Raw genomic sequence first — 14,708 nt, 5'->3', positions numbered from 1 at the left:
CCCCGGCGGCGCCCGCCGCGCCCGGCGCTCCCCCCGCCCCCCCTGCCCTCCCCGCGTCTCCTGCCCGGGGGCCCCCCCCCGCCGGCCGGCCCCCCCCCCCCCCCCCCCCCCCCCCCCGACCGGTGCTGACGGAGCGTTGGTCAGCAGTCGAAGTACATGGCGAACTCGTGCGGGGTCGGGCGCAGGCGCACCGGGTCGACCTCGTTGGCCCGCTTCCACTCGACCCAGGTCGAGATCAGGTCGGGCGTGAACACCCCACCGTCGAGCAGGTAGTCGTGGTCGGCCTCGAGGGAGTCGAGCACCGCCGACAGCGAGTCCGGGACCTGCTTGACGTCGCCCCACTCCTCCGGCGGCAGGTCGTACAGGTCCTTGTCGATCGGCGCCGGCGGCTCGATCTTGCTCTTGATGCCGTCCAGGCCGGCCATCAACATCGCCGAGAAGGCCAGGTAGACGTTGGCCGACGGGTCCGGCACGCGGAACTCGACCCGCTTGGCCTTCGGGTTGTTGCCGGTCACCGGGATGCGGGTGCAGGCGGAGCGGTTGCGCTGCGAGTAGACCAGGTTGACGGGCGCCTCGAAGCCCGGCACCAGCCGGCGGTACGAGTTGATCGTCGGGTTGGTGAACGCCAGCAGCGACGGGGCGTGGTGCAGCAGGCCGCCGATGTACCAGCGGGCCATGTCCGACAGGCCGGCATAGCCCGTCTCGTCGTAGAACAGCGGCTCGCCGTTCAGCCAGAGGCTCTGGTGGGTGTGCATGCCGGAGCCGTTGTCACCGAAGAGCGGCTTCGGCATGAACGTCGCGGTCCTGCCGTTCGCCCAGGTCTCGTTCTTCACGATGTACTTGAAGAGCTGAAGCTGGTCGGCCGCGTGCAGCAGCGTCGAGAAGCGGTAGTTGATCTCGGACTGGCCGGCGGTGCCCACCTCGTGGTGCGAACGCTCCACCGTGAACCCGCTGTCGACCAGCCGGCGCACGATGCTGTCGCGCAGGTCGGCGAAGTGGTCCACCGGGGGCACCGGGAAGTAGCCGCCCTTGTACGGGGTCTTGTAGCCGCGGTTGCCGCCCGGCTCCTCGCGACCGCTGTTCCAGGCGCCCTCGACCGAGTCGATGTAGTAGAACGACTGGTGCCCCGAGGTCTCGTGGCGGATGGAGTCGAAGATGTAGAACTCCGCCTCCGCGCCGAAGTAGGCGGTGTCGGCGATGCCGCTGGCGGCCAGGTAGGCCTCGGCCTTCTTCGCCACGTTGCGCGGGTCCCGGCTGTAGGCCTCGCGGGTGAACGGGTCGTGGATGAAGAAGTTGAGCGCAAGGGTCTTCTGCGCCCGGAAGGGGTCGATGAAGGCGGAGGCGACGTCCGGGAGCAGGAGCATGTCCGACTCGTGGATCGCCTGGAAACCGCGGATCGACGACCCGTCGAAGGCCAGGCCCTCGGTGAAGAAGTCATCGTCGACAGACTCGACCGGCATGTTGAAGTGCTGCATCACACCGGGCAGGTCACAGAAACGAACGTCGACGAACTTCACGTCCTCGTTCTTGAGGTATCGCAGGAGTTCCTCGGGATTGGCGAACACACGTCCTCCTGGCACGTCCACGGGTGGCTAGGCTGTTGGCGACGTTATTGCCGCCTGGTTGCCCGGCCATGTCTTGACTGTTTCTGCCGTGTTACGTCCCTCGCGGAGCGTCATCCGCGCCGCTCGGGCGGGCCGGACTCACGCGACGGGACGCCACCGGCGGTGCCAGTGTATTGACACTTGCTCGCTTTCGCCCCTTTTCGCCGCCCAGGTTCGGGCGGAGCCCGCCGGCGACCCGCCCGCCGCCGGCCATCCCCCACTCTTCGCCCGTACGCCCTGGATACCCTTGACCGTTGTGACCAACCCGCATGATCGCCCCGTACCGCCCGCGGCGGATCCCGCCTTCACCCCGCCCAGCCTGGGGCGCCGGTTCGGCGCCCTGGTGATCGACTGGGTGCTCTGCGTGCTGGTCGCCGGATTCTTCGCCGACCCGGTCCGCGACGGATGGGCGCCCGTCCTGGTGCTGATCCTGGAGTACGGCTTCTTCCTCGGGCTCTTCGCGCAGACGCCGGGCATGTACATCACGAAGATCCGCTGCGTCGCCTGGGCCGACGGCGGTCGCATCGGGGTGACCCGGGGACTGCTGCGTGGCCTGCTGCTCGCCCTGGTCGTCCCGGCCCTGCTGATGGACGCCCACCGCCGCGGCCTGCACGACCGCCTCACCGCCTCCGTAATCACCAACGCCCCCCGCCCCTGACCACCCCCCACCCCGCCTTACCCCCCCGCCCCCGCCCCCGCCCCGCCGCCTCGCCCGCCCCGCCCGCCCCGCCCCCGCGATCTTGCACTTACGGCCCGGTCAAATGGGACGTAAGCCCTGTATTGAGGGCTGAAAGTGCAAGATCGCGGGAAACGGCGCGCACCGCCTCGCGCCACACCGCCCTTCCCGCGCCACACCGCCCTTCCCGCGCTGCCCCCGCGATCTTGCACTTGTGGCCCCGTCGAATGGGACGTAAGCCCTGAATTGAGGGCTGAAAGTGCAAGATCGCGGGGGCAGGGCAGGGCAGGGCAGGGCGGGCAGCGGGGAGGCGGGGGTAAGCGAAGAGCCGGGCCCGTAGGGTCCGGCTCTTCGGCGTACGTCTGGTGGGTCAGCGGCCGCGTGTCTGGCGGAACGCGCCGCGTGCGGGTCGCATGTTCTTCGGGATCGCGCCCTTGGGCATCTGTGGGCGGGCGGTGAGCGCCTTGAGCCGCTTGTCCAGCGAGTTGACGTCCTTGCCGCTGAGGTTGCGCGGCAGGCGCATCAGCGTCATCCGCAGTTTGCGGATCGGCAGCTCGCCCTCCTCCTGGCCGATCATGTAGTCGAAGAGCGGGGCGGAGCCGATGACCTTCGCCAGCCGCCGCTTCTCCTGGCCGAGCAGGCCGCGTACCCGCTGCGGGTTGCCCTCCGCCAGCAGGATCACCCCGGGCCGGCCGATCACGAGGTGGACCATGTCCATCTGGGTGGTGGAGCTGACCGCCGGGGTGACCCGCCAGTCGCCACGCATGTTCTCCATGATCTGGGCCGCCGCGCCGGGCTGCCCCTCGGCGGCGTTCATCATCGCGCGGTTGGACCGCAGGTTGAGCACGATCAGCAGGCAGAGCAGGGCGAACAGGATGCCGAGCGGCAGCCAGAGCCAGCCCCAGAGCAGGACCGCGACCACGGTGAGCGCGAGCGGGATCAGCACTGCGCCGGCAGCCATCGGCGCGAACCACCGGTCCTGCTTGGCGGTGAACTTGAACACCATCCCGATCTGCTTCAGCCGCTGGCCGAACGAGACCTTCTCCTGGGGTTTTGCCATGCCACAGAGTCTAGTGGGCGCCGCACGTCGCGTTGTCCGCGGCCGGGCTGAGTACCTTACGCCGCCGGAGCGCCGAACGAGGCCGGGAGTAAGGCGGGGGAGCGGGTGAAGATCAGGCGGCGCACCCATGCTCTCCGGGCACCTTCGCGCGCAGAGTCGGAGTCGGCAGATGACGACGACAGCAGGGAGCCCGACATGTTCGGCACCGACGCAGACCTTATTCTCTCGATCCACCGTACGCACGTCGCCGAGCTGCGCGCCGAGGCCGAGGTCGACCGGCTCGCCCGTGCCCTGCCGCGCCGCACCACGCGCCACTGGCTGAGTCGACGGCACGACCCGGGGCGTACCGGCGACGTCCGTCGGTGAGCGTTCCCACGCCCTCGGCCGTCGCCACCGACCCGCGTCGGGCACCGTCCGCTGACCGGTCGCTCAGCGGAGCCGGCGGCGTGGGCCGTGGCATGCTCGGTGCCGTGACCGTACGCGCCACCAGCACCGTCCTCGTGGGCCGCCAGCCGGAACTCGTGGCCCTGCGCGACGCCCTCGCCCGGACCCGTGCCGGGGAACCGACCACCGTCCTGGTCGGCGGCGAGGCCGGGGTGGGCAAGACCCGGCTGCTGGAGGAGTTCGGCCGCTCGGCCACCGAGGCCGGCGCGCGGCTGCTGGTCGGCCAGTGCCTCGAACTCGGCGAGGCCGGCCTGCCCTTCGCGCCGTTCGCCGCCGCGCTGCGGGCGTTGCTGCGCCGCGACGGCACCGGGGTCTTCGACGGGTACGAGGCCGAGTTCGCCCGCCTCCTGCCGGAGCTGGCCCGGGGGCCGGCCGGCTTCGCCGCGCCCGCCGTCGCGCCGGTGTCGGACGCCCCGCGCGGCTACCTGTTCGACCTGGTCGCCGAGCTGTTCCAGCGGCTCGCCGCCGGGCAGCCCCTGGTGCTGGTGATCGAGGACCTGCACTGGGCCGACCGGTCCACCCGTGACCTGATCGCCTTCCTGGTGCGGGCCGCCCGCACCGCCCGGTTGCTGCTGGTCTGCACCTACCGTACGGACGAGCTGCACCGCGGGCATCCACTGCGACCCTTCCTCGCCGAGCTGGACCGGGCGCGCGGGGTCGAGCGCATCGAGCTGGGCCGCCTCGACCGGGACGGTACCGGGGCGATCCTGGCCGACCTGCTCGGCGTCGAGCCGCTCGCCCGCACGGTCGACGACATCCACCAGCGCACCCAGGGCAACCCGTTCTTCGTCGAGGAGCTGGCCGCCGCCGGCGACCCGATCGGCTGTGCCACGCTGCCGGAGACGCTGCGCGACCTGCTGCTGGCCCGGGTGGACCGGCTGCCCGACGGCGTCCAGCGGGTGTTGCGGATCGCCGCAGCCGGCGGCACCCGGTTCGCCCACCAGTTGCTCGCCGAGGTCGCCGGATTGCCCGAGCCGGAGCTGGAGGACGCGCTGCGCGCCGCCGTGGCCGCCCAACTCGTGGTGGCCGACCCGGAGGGCGACTACGAGTTCCGGCACGCACTGGTCCGCGAGGCCGTCCACGACGAGCTGCTGCCCGGCGAGCACGCCCGGCTGCACGCCCGCTGGGCGGCGGCCGTCGAGGCCCAGCCGCACCTGGTCGCCGTCGGCCGTGCCCCGGCCGAGACCGCCCACCACTGGTACGCCGCCCACGACCACCCCCGGGCCCTGGTGGCCGCCCGCACGGCGGCCCGCGCCGCCGCCGACCGGTACGCGTACGCGGAGCAGAGCCGGCTGCTGGAGCGGGTGCTGGAGCTGTGGGAACTGGTGCCCGACGCGGCCGAACGGCTCGACATGGACCACCTCGCGGTGCTGGAGGAGACCCTCGCCGCCGCCACCACCGCCGGGAACTACCAGCGCGCGCTCACCCTGACCAGGGCCGCCCTGGCCGAGGTGGACAGCGACGCCGAGCCGTTGCGCGCCGCGCGGCTGCTGGACGAGCGCGGCCGGATGCTGGCCATGCTCGGCACCAGCGACGGCGTCGCCGAGCTGCGGGAGGCGTACCGGCTGTGCCGTGAGGCGCCGGACGGGCCGGAACGGGTCCGCCTGCTCGCCGACATCGCGGTGCAGATGTTCCGGCTCGACCCCGAGCATGCCGGCACGCTCGCGGCCGAGGCGGCGGTGGCGTTCGACGCGCTCGGCGACGACCTGGATCTGCTGCCGACCCGGATGGCCATCATCTGCCGTACCGACCCGTCGCCCGAGCGCCGCGTGGCGGAGTTGCGCCGGGTCGAGGCCCTGGCCCGCGCCACCGGCCACGATCCGGCCCTGGTGAGCGCGCTGGTCTACCTCTCCGACGTGCTGTTCGAGCTGGGCCGGTACGCCGAGTCGGCGGAGACGGCCGCCGCCGGGGCAGTCGAGGCGCGCAGGGTGGGGATCAGTCGCTCCACGGGCGCGTACCTGCTCTCCAACCAGGCCGAGGCACTGATCGCCCTGGGCCGCTGGGACGAGGCCGACGCGGCCTGTGCCGAGGCGGCCCGGATCGACCTGCCGGGCGTGTCCGGGCTGCACTGGCTCCAGCTCCGCGCCGGCCTGCGGCTGGCCCGTGGGCACGCCAACGCGGACGAACTGGTGGACCGGGCCCTGGCCTTCCTGGCCCGGCCCTTCCTGTGGCCGAACCACCGGCTGCCGCTGCGGGAGCTGCGGATCGAGGCGGCCCTGGCGGCCGACGACCCGACCGCAGCGGTACGCGCGGCACACGCCGCGTTGGCCGACGAGCGCCTGCCGCAGCTTCCCCGGGAGGGCTGGCCGGTGCTCAGCGCCGTCGCCCGGACCGCCGCGCGGACCGGGGACGCCGAACTGGCCGGCGCGGTGTCCGCACTCGCCGCCGGCCTGCCGGCCCGCCACCCGGCCGAGCGGGCACACGCCGCCCAGGTGGTGGCCCTCCTGGCCGTCGGCGGCGAGGCGCTTTCGGCGTGGCGTACGGCGATTGCGGCGTGGCGGGCCGACGGGCAGCCGTACCCCCTCGGCCGGGCGCTGCTGTCGTTCGCCGAGGTGGCAGCCGCGGCAGGGGAGCGGGACGAGGTGGCGGCGGCGGTCGCCGAGGCCAGCGCGCTCGCCGACGGGCTGGGCGCGGTGCCGCTCGCCGAGCAGGCCGCCACCCTGGCCCGCCGGGTCGGCCTGCGCGGGGCGACCCGGGGGCGTCCCGGCGCGGACCTGCTCACAGCGCGCGAGCGGGAGGTGCTGCGGCTGGTCGCCGAGGGGTACAGCAACAGCCGGATCGCCGAGCGGCTCTTCATCTCGCCGAAGACGGCCAGCGTGCACGTCTCCCGGATCATCGCCAAGCTCGGCGTGAGCAACCGCGTCGAGGCAGCCGCGCTGGCCCACCGCCTCGGCCTGCTCGGCGCGCCCACCACCCCGCGCTGACCGATGAACGTGTCCGCGCCGCGCTGACCGCGAGCCCGGCACCGGCTGCCCGGCGGCACGGCCGCCTGCGCGCTGCCCGTCACGCCGCGCTGACCGGCATAGCTCACCGTGCCGCGTCGACCCGCCGCCCGACCGCCGCCCGCGGGAGGGGGCGGACGACAGGGCGGTGTGCGGAACCGGGGCGTCGGCGTCGGTCAGCGGCGGGGCAGGTAGATCCGCCAGCCGGGGACCGTGACCAGGTCGAGGGCGGCCGGGTCGGCGTGCCGGCGTTCGTCCAGGCGGGCGGCCAGCGGCGAGCCGTCCGGCGCGACCCAGGCCGGCGCCGCCGACTGTCGCACTGCCCGGCGGTACGGCAGGTACCGGTCGTGCCCCGGGCGCAGGTCGTCGTTGACGACCGCGCAGAGCACGTCCTCTCGGGTGGCGAAGGTGAGCCGGTTGCAGGTCCAGTAGCCGCCGTACACGTGCCGGACACCCCGCGCGCGCAGCACGGCGACCAGTTCGGCGTGCCGCGCCTCGGCGGCGCGGGCGGCCGGCGCGGCGTCGACGGCGCCGGCGGTGGCCACGGCGGCGGTACCCAGCGTCGCGGCGAGCACCATGACCGCCGCGATCCGCGTCGCGCCCCGCCACCGGCCTCCCGCCCCGCCGCCACCGCGCGTCCCGCCCATACCGCCCATGCCTGCCCCGCCCGTGCCCGGACCGGCTGTGCCTGTGCCGGCAGTGCCTGTGCCGGCTGTGCCTGTGCCTGCTGTGCCTGTGCCGGCGGTGCGGCGGGCGGCTGACCAGAGCGGCCAGAGCAGGGCCGGAACGGAGATGAGCAGGCAGGACAGTACCGGGAGCTTTCCACCGGGGTGTGACCCGCGGCGCTGCTGACGGTGTAGGCGGCGAGCGTCGCGGTGGCGGCGACCACCAGAGCGAGCCGGACCGCCCCGCCCACCCGCACCGCTACGAGAGATCTTGGACAGTTGCCGTGAGCCTCGAACGGCAACTGTCCAAGATCTCCAGAGGAGGGAGGCGGAGGTGGAGGCAGGGTGCGTAGGGGGCGTGGGGTGGGTGGGGTGGGTGGGGGGTGTGGGGGGTGTGGGGCGCAGGGGGCGGTAGGCCGAGATGGTGGTCGTCAGCAGGAGCAGGGGGAGGGCGATCGCCCACCAGAGTTGGCCGGGCGCGCAGTCGCTCGGGGAGCAGAAGCCCATCCCCATCGGCGGGCCGAGCACCAGGCCCCCGAACAGCCGATCGGCCCAACCGGCGGGCTGCCCGGAGCCGCTGGCGGCGAGCACCGCCGCGAGCGGGTCGCGCCCCGCCGCCAGGCTGTGCACCAGCAGCGGTCCGGCCCCGACCAGCGCGGCGGCACCGAGCAGCGCCCCGGCCCGGCCGCGCAGCTCCCGCCAGCGGTGCGCGAGGAGCACCACCCCGGTCGCCGCCATGTACGGCAGCACCAGCGGGTCCACCCAGACCATCAGCCCGGCCAGGAAGCCCACGCCGCCCAGCGCGGCAGCCGACGTCCCGGCCGGCCGGCTGCCAGGTCGTACGCCAGCAGGGCGAGCGCCACCCCGGCCGCGTTCATCTTTGGGTAGCCGCCTCCGGCGATGAGCTGGTTCTTCACGATCCGGTCCGAGCCGAGCGCCAGCAGCGCCACGACGAGCAGGGCGAACCAGCGGTCCCCGGTCAGTCGCAGCGTCAGCCGCCAGGCGAGTACGACGAAGACCGCGTACAGGGCGAGGGTGGGCAGGCGCAGCGCGAGTGTCGACGGGCCGGCCAGCGCGAAGACCGGTGCGGCCAGGTACGCCTCCAGCGTCCCCATGTACGTCTGGCCGTAGAAGCCAGACGGGAAACCCCTCGCCCCGGGAGATGTGCAGCGCGGCCAACCCCATGGTGGCCTCGTCGCTGTTGGTCGGTGGCGCGTCGTGCAGCAGCAGGCCGAGGCGGTAGCCGATCCCGGCCACGACGGCGAGCACGGTCAGGACCGTCGGCAGCACGGGCCACCGGGCGGGCGGGAGCGCGGGACGCGCGTCGCGCCACTGCTGGCGTACCCCGGCCGTCGTCAGCCGATCATGGCACCCGGCCGCCGGCCCGCGGTCGAGCGGTGCCGGCGCGTCGGCCGGGTGGGTCAGCCGGCGGTCACCGGGGCGGCCCCGCGGGCCTCCAGCGCCTGCCGGTAGAGCCGCCCGGCGCGGTACGACGAGCGCACCAGCGGCCCGCTCATCACGCCCGCGAAGCCGATCTCCTCGGCCTCCTCGCGCAGCTCGACGAACTCCTCCGGCTTGACCCAGCGGGTGACCGGGTGGTGCCGGGGGGTGGGGCGCAGGTACTGCGTGATGGTGATCAGCTCGCAGCCGGCGTCGTGCAGGTCGCGCAGCGCCTGGGAGACCTCGGCGCGCTCCTCGCCCATGCCCAGGATCAGGTTGGACTTGGTGACCAGCCCGTCGGCGCGGGCCTGCCGGATCACGTCCAGCGACCGCTCGTAGCGGAAGGCCGGCCGGATCCGCTTGAAGATCCGCGGCACGGTCTCCACGTTGTGCGCGAGCACCTCAGGCCGGGCGCCGAAGACCTCGGCGAGCTGCTCGGGGACCGCGTTGAAGTCGGGGATCAGCAGCTCCACGCCGCAGCCGGGCTGGAGGGTGTGGATCTGCCGGACGGTCTCGGCGTAGAGCCAGGCGCCGCCGTCGGGCAGGTCGTCGCGGGCCACGCCGGTGATGGTCGCGTAGCGCAGGCCCATCGAGACCACCGACTCGGCGACGCGGCGCGGCTCGTCGGCGTCGAACTCGGCCGGCTTGCCGGTGTCGATCTGGCAGAAGTCGCAGCGCCGGGTGCACTGGTCGCCACCGATGAGGAAGGTGGCCTCCCGGTCCTCCCAGCACTCGTAGATGTTGGGGCAGCCGGCCTCCTGGCAGACGGTGTGCAGCCCCTCGCGCGAGACGAGCCCGCGCAGTTGGGTGTACTCCGGCCCCATCTTGGCCTTGACCTTGATCCATGGCGGTTTGCGCTCGATCGGCGTCTCGGCGTTGCGGGCCTCGATCCGCAGGAGGCGCCGCCCCTCGGGGGCGGGCGTCGCCGTGCGCGCTGCCTGGCCGGTCGTCGGCGCGGAGTGCTCGATCGTCACGAAACCGAGCCTACGCCCGACGGCCGCCGTCGATGTAGCGCGGGCGACCGGCGTCACCCCGGAAGTCTTGTGACGCCGGACACCGGGGCCGGGAAAAGCCCGTCACAACAGTGCCGGCGGGGTGCTAACGTGCCCGGCAGAGCTGTGACGGAGCCGAGTAGCGCACCGACCCGCCAGTTGCAGAGAGCCGCCGGTTGCTGTGAGGCGGTCTGGCGTCGGCGCGCGAAGACTCTCCCGAGCTGCGGGAAGAACGGCACGTCAGGAAGGGCACCTTCCCTACCGCGCCCAGTAGAGCCCGCCCGGCTGGCCCCGGTGAAAAGGCGACGAACGAGGCCCCCGTTCGCGGGGGTGAAGGTGTGGTGGCACCGCGAGGTTCCCGCTCGCCCACACCTGACGGGGCTGAGGCGACGCTTCGCCGCCCCGCGCGGGCGCGAAGGCGTTGCGATCGATCGAGGAGCAGCCCGCCATGCAACGCATCCCTTCCAGCCAACTTTCCGCCCATGTCGGCGGGCCCGTCCGGATCGCCGGCTGGGTGCACCGCCGCCGCCTGCTCAAGTCGGTGGCCTTCCTGATCGTCCGGGACGCGGCCGGTCTCGCCCAGGTGGTCGTCACCGACCCGGCCGTCCGCGCCGAGGTGGAGAAACTCGCCGAGGAGACGGTCGTCGAGGTCACCGGCACGGTGGTCGCGAACCCGACGGCCCCCGCCGGGGTCGAGCTGACCGCGCCGACGGTACGACCGCTCGGCCCGCCCGCCGAGCCGCCGCCGTTCGACCTGTACCGGCCGGCGCTCACCGCGAGCCTGCCCACCCAGCTCGACCACGCGCCCGTCGCGTTGCGTCACCCGACCCGGTCGGCGGCCCTGCGCGTCTCGGCGGCGGCGGTGGCCGGCTTCCGCGCCGCGCTGGACGCCCGCGACTTCGTGGAGATCCACACCCCGAAGGTGGTCGGCTCGTCCACCGAGAGCGGGGCGAACGTCTTCGCGCTGGACTGGTTCGGCCGGCCCGCGTACCTGGCGCAGTCGCCGCAGTTCTACAAGCAGCTGATGGTCGGCGTCTTCGAGCGGGTCTACGAGGTCGGGCCGGTGTTCCGGGCCGAGCCGCACGACACCGTACGGCACCTGGCGCAGTACACCTCCCTCGACGCCGAGCTGGGCTTCGTCACCGACCACCGGGACGTGATGGCCGTGCTGCGGCACACCGTCGCCGGCATGATCGAGGCGGTACGCGGGCGCGCCGGGGCCGCGCTGGACACCCTCGGGGTGTCGGCCCCGGACGTGCCGGCCGAGATTCCCGCCGTGCACTTCACCGAGGCGCTGAAGATCGCCGGGGCGCCGGCCGACGAGCCGGACCTCGCCCCGGCGCACGAGCGGGCACTGGGCGAGTGGGCCCGACGGGAGCACGGCTCGGAGTTCCTCTTCGTCACCGGCTACCCGATGGCGAAGCGCCCCTTCTACACCCACCCGGACCCGGCGCGACCCGCGTACTCCAACGGGTTCGACCTGCTCTTCCGGGGCCTGGAACTGGTGACGGGCGGGCAGCGGCTGCACCGGCACGCCGACTACCTGGCGGCGCTCGCCGCGCGGGGCGAGCCGGTGCAGCCATACGCCGGCTACGTCGACGCGTTCCGGCACGGGATGCCGCCGCACGGCGGTTTCGCCATCGGCCTGGAACGCTTCGTGGCCCGGCTCACCGGGGCGGCCAACGTCCGGGAGGTGACCGCCTTCCCCCGCGACCTGCACCGGCTCACCCCGTAGGGGCGGTTCGTCGGGACGCCGTGGGGGCGACGCCGGCAGCGACCGGCCCCCACGGCGTCCCGGCCGGTCATCGCCCTCCCGGCCGGTCGCTGCCGCTGGACCGGTCGTGCCCCGGCCCGCGCCGGAGGTCAGCCCCGGGCACGCAGCCGGCCGCGCAGCGCCCGGCGAGCCAGCGGACCCAGCTCCTCGACCACCTCGACCAGGACCGCGAGGTGTTCCAGCGCGGCGAAGGCGTCGCGCGCGCCGGCGGGATCGACCCCCTCGAAGAGTTCCAGGCCGACGAACGCGGCCGAGATCGCGCTGGCCAGCCCCGGCGGGTCGGCGACGGAAGCGACCGGCGAATCGCGCAGCAGCCGGTGCAGCACGGTCTCGATCTCGGCCGTCCACAGCCGGAGCGCGGCGGCGGTCGGCTCCGCGAGCCGCTCGTCGCTCTGGGCGCCGGCGAGCAACTGGGCCAGGACGGCCACGTTGCCCTCGGCCCGTTCCTGCTCGTGCAGGGCGCGACCCACGTCGAGCAGTTCGCGCAGCGACCGTACCTCCGCGAAGCGTTCCCGGTAGGCCGCCACGCGGGCCGTCGTCGCGTCGCGGCAAGCCTCGGCGAGCAGCGCGTCGACGCTGCCGAAGTGGTAGAAGACGAGGGCCTGGTTCACCCCGGCGGCAGCGGCGATGGTGCGGGCCGAGGTGCCGGCGATGCCGTGGGCGCGGATCGCCGCGAGCGCCCCGTCGATCAGCTTCTGGCGGGTGGCGGCCATGGAGGTCCTCTCGTCAGTCCCCGGGATTCTCCCGCAGCGGCCGCACCGCCGCCGGCACCGGTGCCCGGCCGGGCCGGACGTACTGGACGGTGAAGCTGCCCGTGTATCCGAACAGCGGCCCCACGAGAGGGTTGGTCACCCGCACCTCGATGCCGAAGCGTCCGGTGTGCTCGTCGTACCACTCCCGCAGGTGCGCCTGGCCGGTGAGCGCCGCCGGGCAGGGCACCCCGCCGCGGAAGCGCTGGGCACCGCTGCGGACGGTCAGCGCGCCGGTCGGATCGACGCCCAGGTGCAGGTCGACCGCGAGGTGCTGGTGCGTGCCCAGGTAGTCGACCAGGAGGCCGCGGCGCGGGCTGTAGACCATCGTGGCGTCGAAGCGGCGCCGACGGTGCGTCGCCACCTGGAAGGTCCGCACGAACGTCAGCGTGGGCCGGCGGTACGAGTCGGCGTAGGCGTAGTTCTCGATGGTGAACGGAACGTCGACGCCGGTCTCCGGGAACAGGATGTGCCGCAGGGCGCCCAGGCGCAGGAACGGCGCGGTGAAGGCGGGCCCCCGCCAGACGCGCTCCATGACGCCGGTGCCGACGCAGCCCACGTCGGTGCCGCCGTCGACCCCGAAGCGGCGCCGCAGTTGCGGGTGCAGTCGGTCGAAGTCGGCACCGAGGGCGCGTTGGAAGACGGAGGTCACAGCTTCTCCAACAGGGACGGCGGTCGGGCGGCGAGACGGTCGGCCGGCCGGCGTCGGCAGCGGCGGGCGGCGGGGGTGTGCGGGTGGGGCGGCAGCGTCACCGCCAGCACCGAGGCGGCGAGCACCGCGAGCGCCCCGGCCAGGGTGCTGTCGGTGACCCGCGCGGCCAGGACGCCGACGCCCGCGATCGCGAGCGTCCGCAGGGCGACCTCGCGTGCGGCGTTGCCCAGGGCGCGTTCCGGCGGTACGCCCTGCTCCAGCCACAGCCGCAGCCGGTCGAACGACCACGCTGTCGCCCAGCCGAACACCGGGCGGAACGCGAGGTCGGCGAGTCGGCCCCACGGTCCCCAACGGGGCGCGTACGTGTAGCCCGTCAGGAAGCGCACCCCGGCCGGGCCGGGCAGGTAACGCCAGTAGCCCGAGCCCGACGCGATGAGCGAGCGCGGGTCGTCGGAACCGAAGCGCAGCGCCGAGGTACGCGTGCCGTCGGGCCGTGTCCGCTCGCCGGCGTGCACGCCGTGGCCGCTGATCCGTACGGCTGGCAGCACCCGCGTGGTGTAGCGGAACCGGGCGGGTGTCGAGCCTGGTACGGGGTCGATGCTGCTGAACCGGGCGTCCCAGCGGGGGTGTGTCACGGGATCCTGCGTCGCCCGCCACACCTGCTCCATCGGCGCGGCGATGAGCGTCTCGACGTAGACGGCCCGCATCGGCGTCCTCCCCATTGTTGAGCGTTCGCTCAAAACGGAGCGTACCGCGATTTGAGCGAACGCTCAAGAATGCGGTGATCGGTGCCGGCGCCTGAAGATCCCGACGCCCGGCTGGTCCGGCTGCGCGTCCTCACGCAGGGCCCCGGCGTCAGTCGCTGCGGGTGCCCCTGCCTGTCCGGTCGGGCCGGCGCGGACGGTCAGGCCGGGCCGAGAAGGTCCCAGAGGTTGCCGGCGATGTCACGGAAGACGGCGACCCGGCCGTACGGCTCGGTGCGGGGCGGCTTCACGCTCGACGCGGCGGAGGCGGAACTCGCGGGACCGTCCGCCCGGCCCCGCGACGGCCCCGCCGGCGGTCACGCCAACAGCGTCGGCAGGCGCCGCTCGACGGCCGGCAGCACGTCGGCCACGGTGACCGGGCGGCCCAGCTCGGCGGTGAGCGAGGTGACGCCGGCGTCGCGGATGCCGCAGGGCACGATCCGGTCGAAGTGCCCCAGGTCGCAGTCGCAGTTGATGGAGAAGCCGTGCAGGGTCACCCCACGGGCGACCCGGATGCCGATGGCCGCCACCTTGCGGGCCGGGCCCCGGTCGTCCTCCGGCACCCAGACCCCGCTGCGCCCCTCGATCTGGCCGGCGGCCAGCCCGAACTCGGCGCAGACGTCGATCAGCAGCTGCTCGGTGCGGCGGACGTAGGCGACCACGTCGACCGGGTCGGGCAGCCGTACGATCGGGTAGCCGACGAGCTGCCCCGGGCCGTGCCAGGTGATCTTGCCGCCCCGGTCCACGTCGACGACCGGGGTGCCGTCCATGGGGCGGTCCCACGGCTCCGTGCGCTTGCCGGCGGTGTAGACGCTCGGGTGCTCCAGCAGCAGCACGGTGTCGCCGCACTCGCCGGCCACCACCGACTCGTGCAGCCGGCGCTGCTCGTCCCAGGCGGCCTGGTAGTCGAGGACACCGGCACGGACGGCCGTGAGGCCGGAGGTCGTCGTGGTCACGCCGTCAAGCC

Annotated in this window: 11 protein-coding genes and 2 pseudogenes; 4 read left to right on the top strand and 9 right to left on the bottom strand. The window is 74.0% G+C overall.

Annotation, left to right across the window (positions count from 1 at the left end; translation table 11 throughout):
• Positions 1–140 precede the first annotated feature (140 nt).
• Positions 141–1,565, bottom strand: a complete 1,425-nt coding sequence (gene glnA, locus AB0D32_RS28340; RefSeq protein ID WP_357096733.1) for a type I glutamate--ammonia ligase — start codon at positions 1,563–1,565, stop codon at positions 141–143.
• 358 nt (positions 1,566–1,923) lie between these two features.
• On the opposite strand from glnA, the gene AB0D32_RS28335 reads away from it, so the two are divergent.
• Entirely contained in the window at positions 1,924–2,262 is a 339-nt protein-coding gene (locus AB0D32_RS28335) for an RDD family protein (protein WP_357096742.1), read from the top strand.
• 388 nt (positions 2,263–2,650) lie between these two features.
• On the opposite strand, the gene AB0D32_RS28330 is transcribed toward AB0D32_RS28335, so the two are convergent.
• Positions 2,651–3,340, bottom strand: coding sequence for a DUF4191 domain-containing protein (locus tag AB0D32_RS28330; protein WP_357096730.1), 690 nt, complete (start codon positions 3,338–3,340; stop codon positions 2,651–2,653).
• 195 nt (positions 3,341–3,535) lie between these two features.
• Between AB0D32_RS28330 and AB0D32_RS28325 the strand changes: the two genes are divergently transcribed.
• Both AB0D32_RS28325 and AB0D32_RS28320 read left to right on the top strand, forming a co-directional pair.
• Positions 3,536–3,706, top strand: coding sequence for a hypothetical protein (locus AB0D32_RS28325; RefSeq protein WP_357096727.1), 171 nt, complete (start codon positions 3,536–3,538; stop codon positions 3,704–3,706).
• A complete protein-coding gene (locus AB0D32_RS28320; RefSeq protein WP_357096724.1) occupies positions 3,703–6,708 on the top strand; it encodes an AAA family ATPase in 3,006 nt (1,001 codons plus the stop codon). Before AB0D32_RS28325 ends, AB0D32_RS28320 begins: the two co-directional genes overlap by 4 nt.
• A 194-nt stretch (positions 6,709–6,902) precedes the next feature.
• Here AB0D32_RS28320 and AB0D32_RS28315 read toward each other — a convergent pair.
• Together AB0D32_RS28315 and lipA are read right to left on the bottom strand one after the other, a co-directional pair.
• A pseudogene (locus AB0D32_RS28315) lies at positions 6,903–8,681 on the bottom strand (hypothetical protein).
• A gap of 131 nt (positions 8,682–8,812) precedes the next feature.
• The gene (gene lipA / locus AB0D32_RS28310; RefSeq protein ID WP_357096720.1) at positions 8,813–9,862 is read right to left on the bottom strand and encodes a lipoyl synthase; all 1,050 of its coding nucleotides are present in this window, start codon (positions 9,860–9,862) and stop codon (positions 8,813–8,815) included.
• Between the two features lie 409 nt (positions 9,863–10,271).
• Between lipA and aspS the strand changes: the two genes are divergently transcribed.
• On the top strand, positions 10,272–11,558 hold the full coding sequence (aspS, locus tag AB0D32_RS28305; RefSeq protein WP_357096717.1) for an aspartate--tRNA(Asn) ligase: 1,287 nt from the start codon (positions 10,272–10,274) through the stop codon (positions 11,556–11,558).
• Positions 11,559–11,686: 128 nt separating this feature from the next.
• On the opposite strand, the gene AB0D32_RS28300 is transcribed toward aspS, so the two are convergent.
• The 5 genes and pseudogenes from AB0D32_RS28300 to lipB form a co-directional block, all read right to left on the bottom strand.
• Entirely contained in the window at positions 11,687–12,310 is a 624-nt protein-coding gene (locus AB0D32_RS28300; protein ID WP_357096714.1) for a TetR family transcriptional regulator, read from the bottom strand.
• 13 nt (positions 12,311–12,323) lie between these two features.
• A complete protein-coding gene (locus AB0D32_RS28295; protein ID WP_357096711.1) occupies positions 12,324–12,998 on the bottom strand; it encodes a DUF4166 domain-containing protein in 675 nt (224 codons plus the stop codon).
• Complete coding sequence (locus tag AB0D32_RS28290) at positions 12,995–13,705, bottom strand: SRPBCC family protein (RefSeq protein ID WP_357096707.1); 711 nt, start codon at positions 13,703–13,705, stop codon at positions 12,995–12,997. The genes AB0D32_RS28295 and AB0D32_RS28290 overlap by 4 nt, the downstream gene beginning before the upstream one ends.
• A gap of 197 nt (positions 13,706–13,902) precedes the next feature.
• Positions 13,903–13,983 (bottom strand): annotated as a pseudogene (locus tag AB0D32_RS28285) (VOC family protein); the annotation flags it as partial.
• Between the two features lie 75 nt (positions 13,984–14,058).
• Entirely contained in the window at positions 14,059–14,697 is a 639-nt protein-coding gene (gene lipB, locus AB0D32_RS28280; RefSeq protein WP_357096704.1) for a lipoyl(octanoyl) transferase LipB, read from the bottom strand.
• Between the last annotated feature and the right edge of the window lie 11 nt (positions 14,698–14,708).

Origin of the sequence: Micromonospora sp. NPDC048170 (genome assembly GCF_040652795.1) — a bacterium.
Classification (GTDB): Bacteria; Actinomycetota; Actinomycetes; order Mycobacteriales; family Micromonosporaceae; genus Micromonospora.
This window is presented reverse-complemented; position numbering and strand designations above follow the sequence as displayed.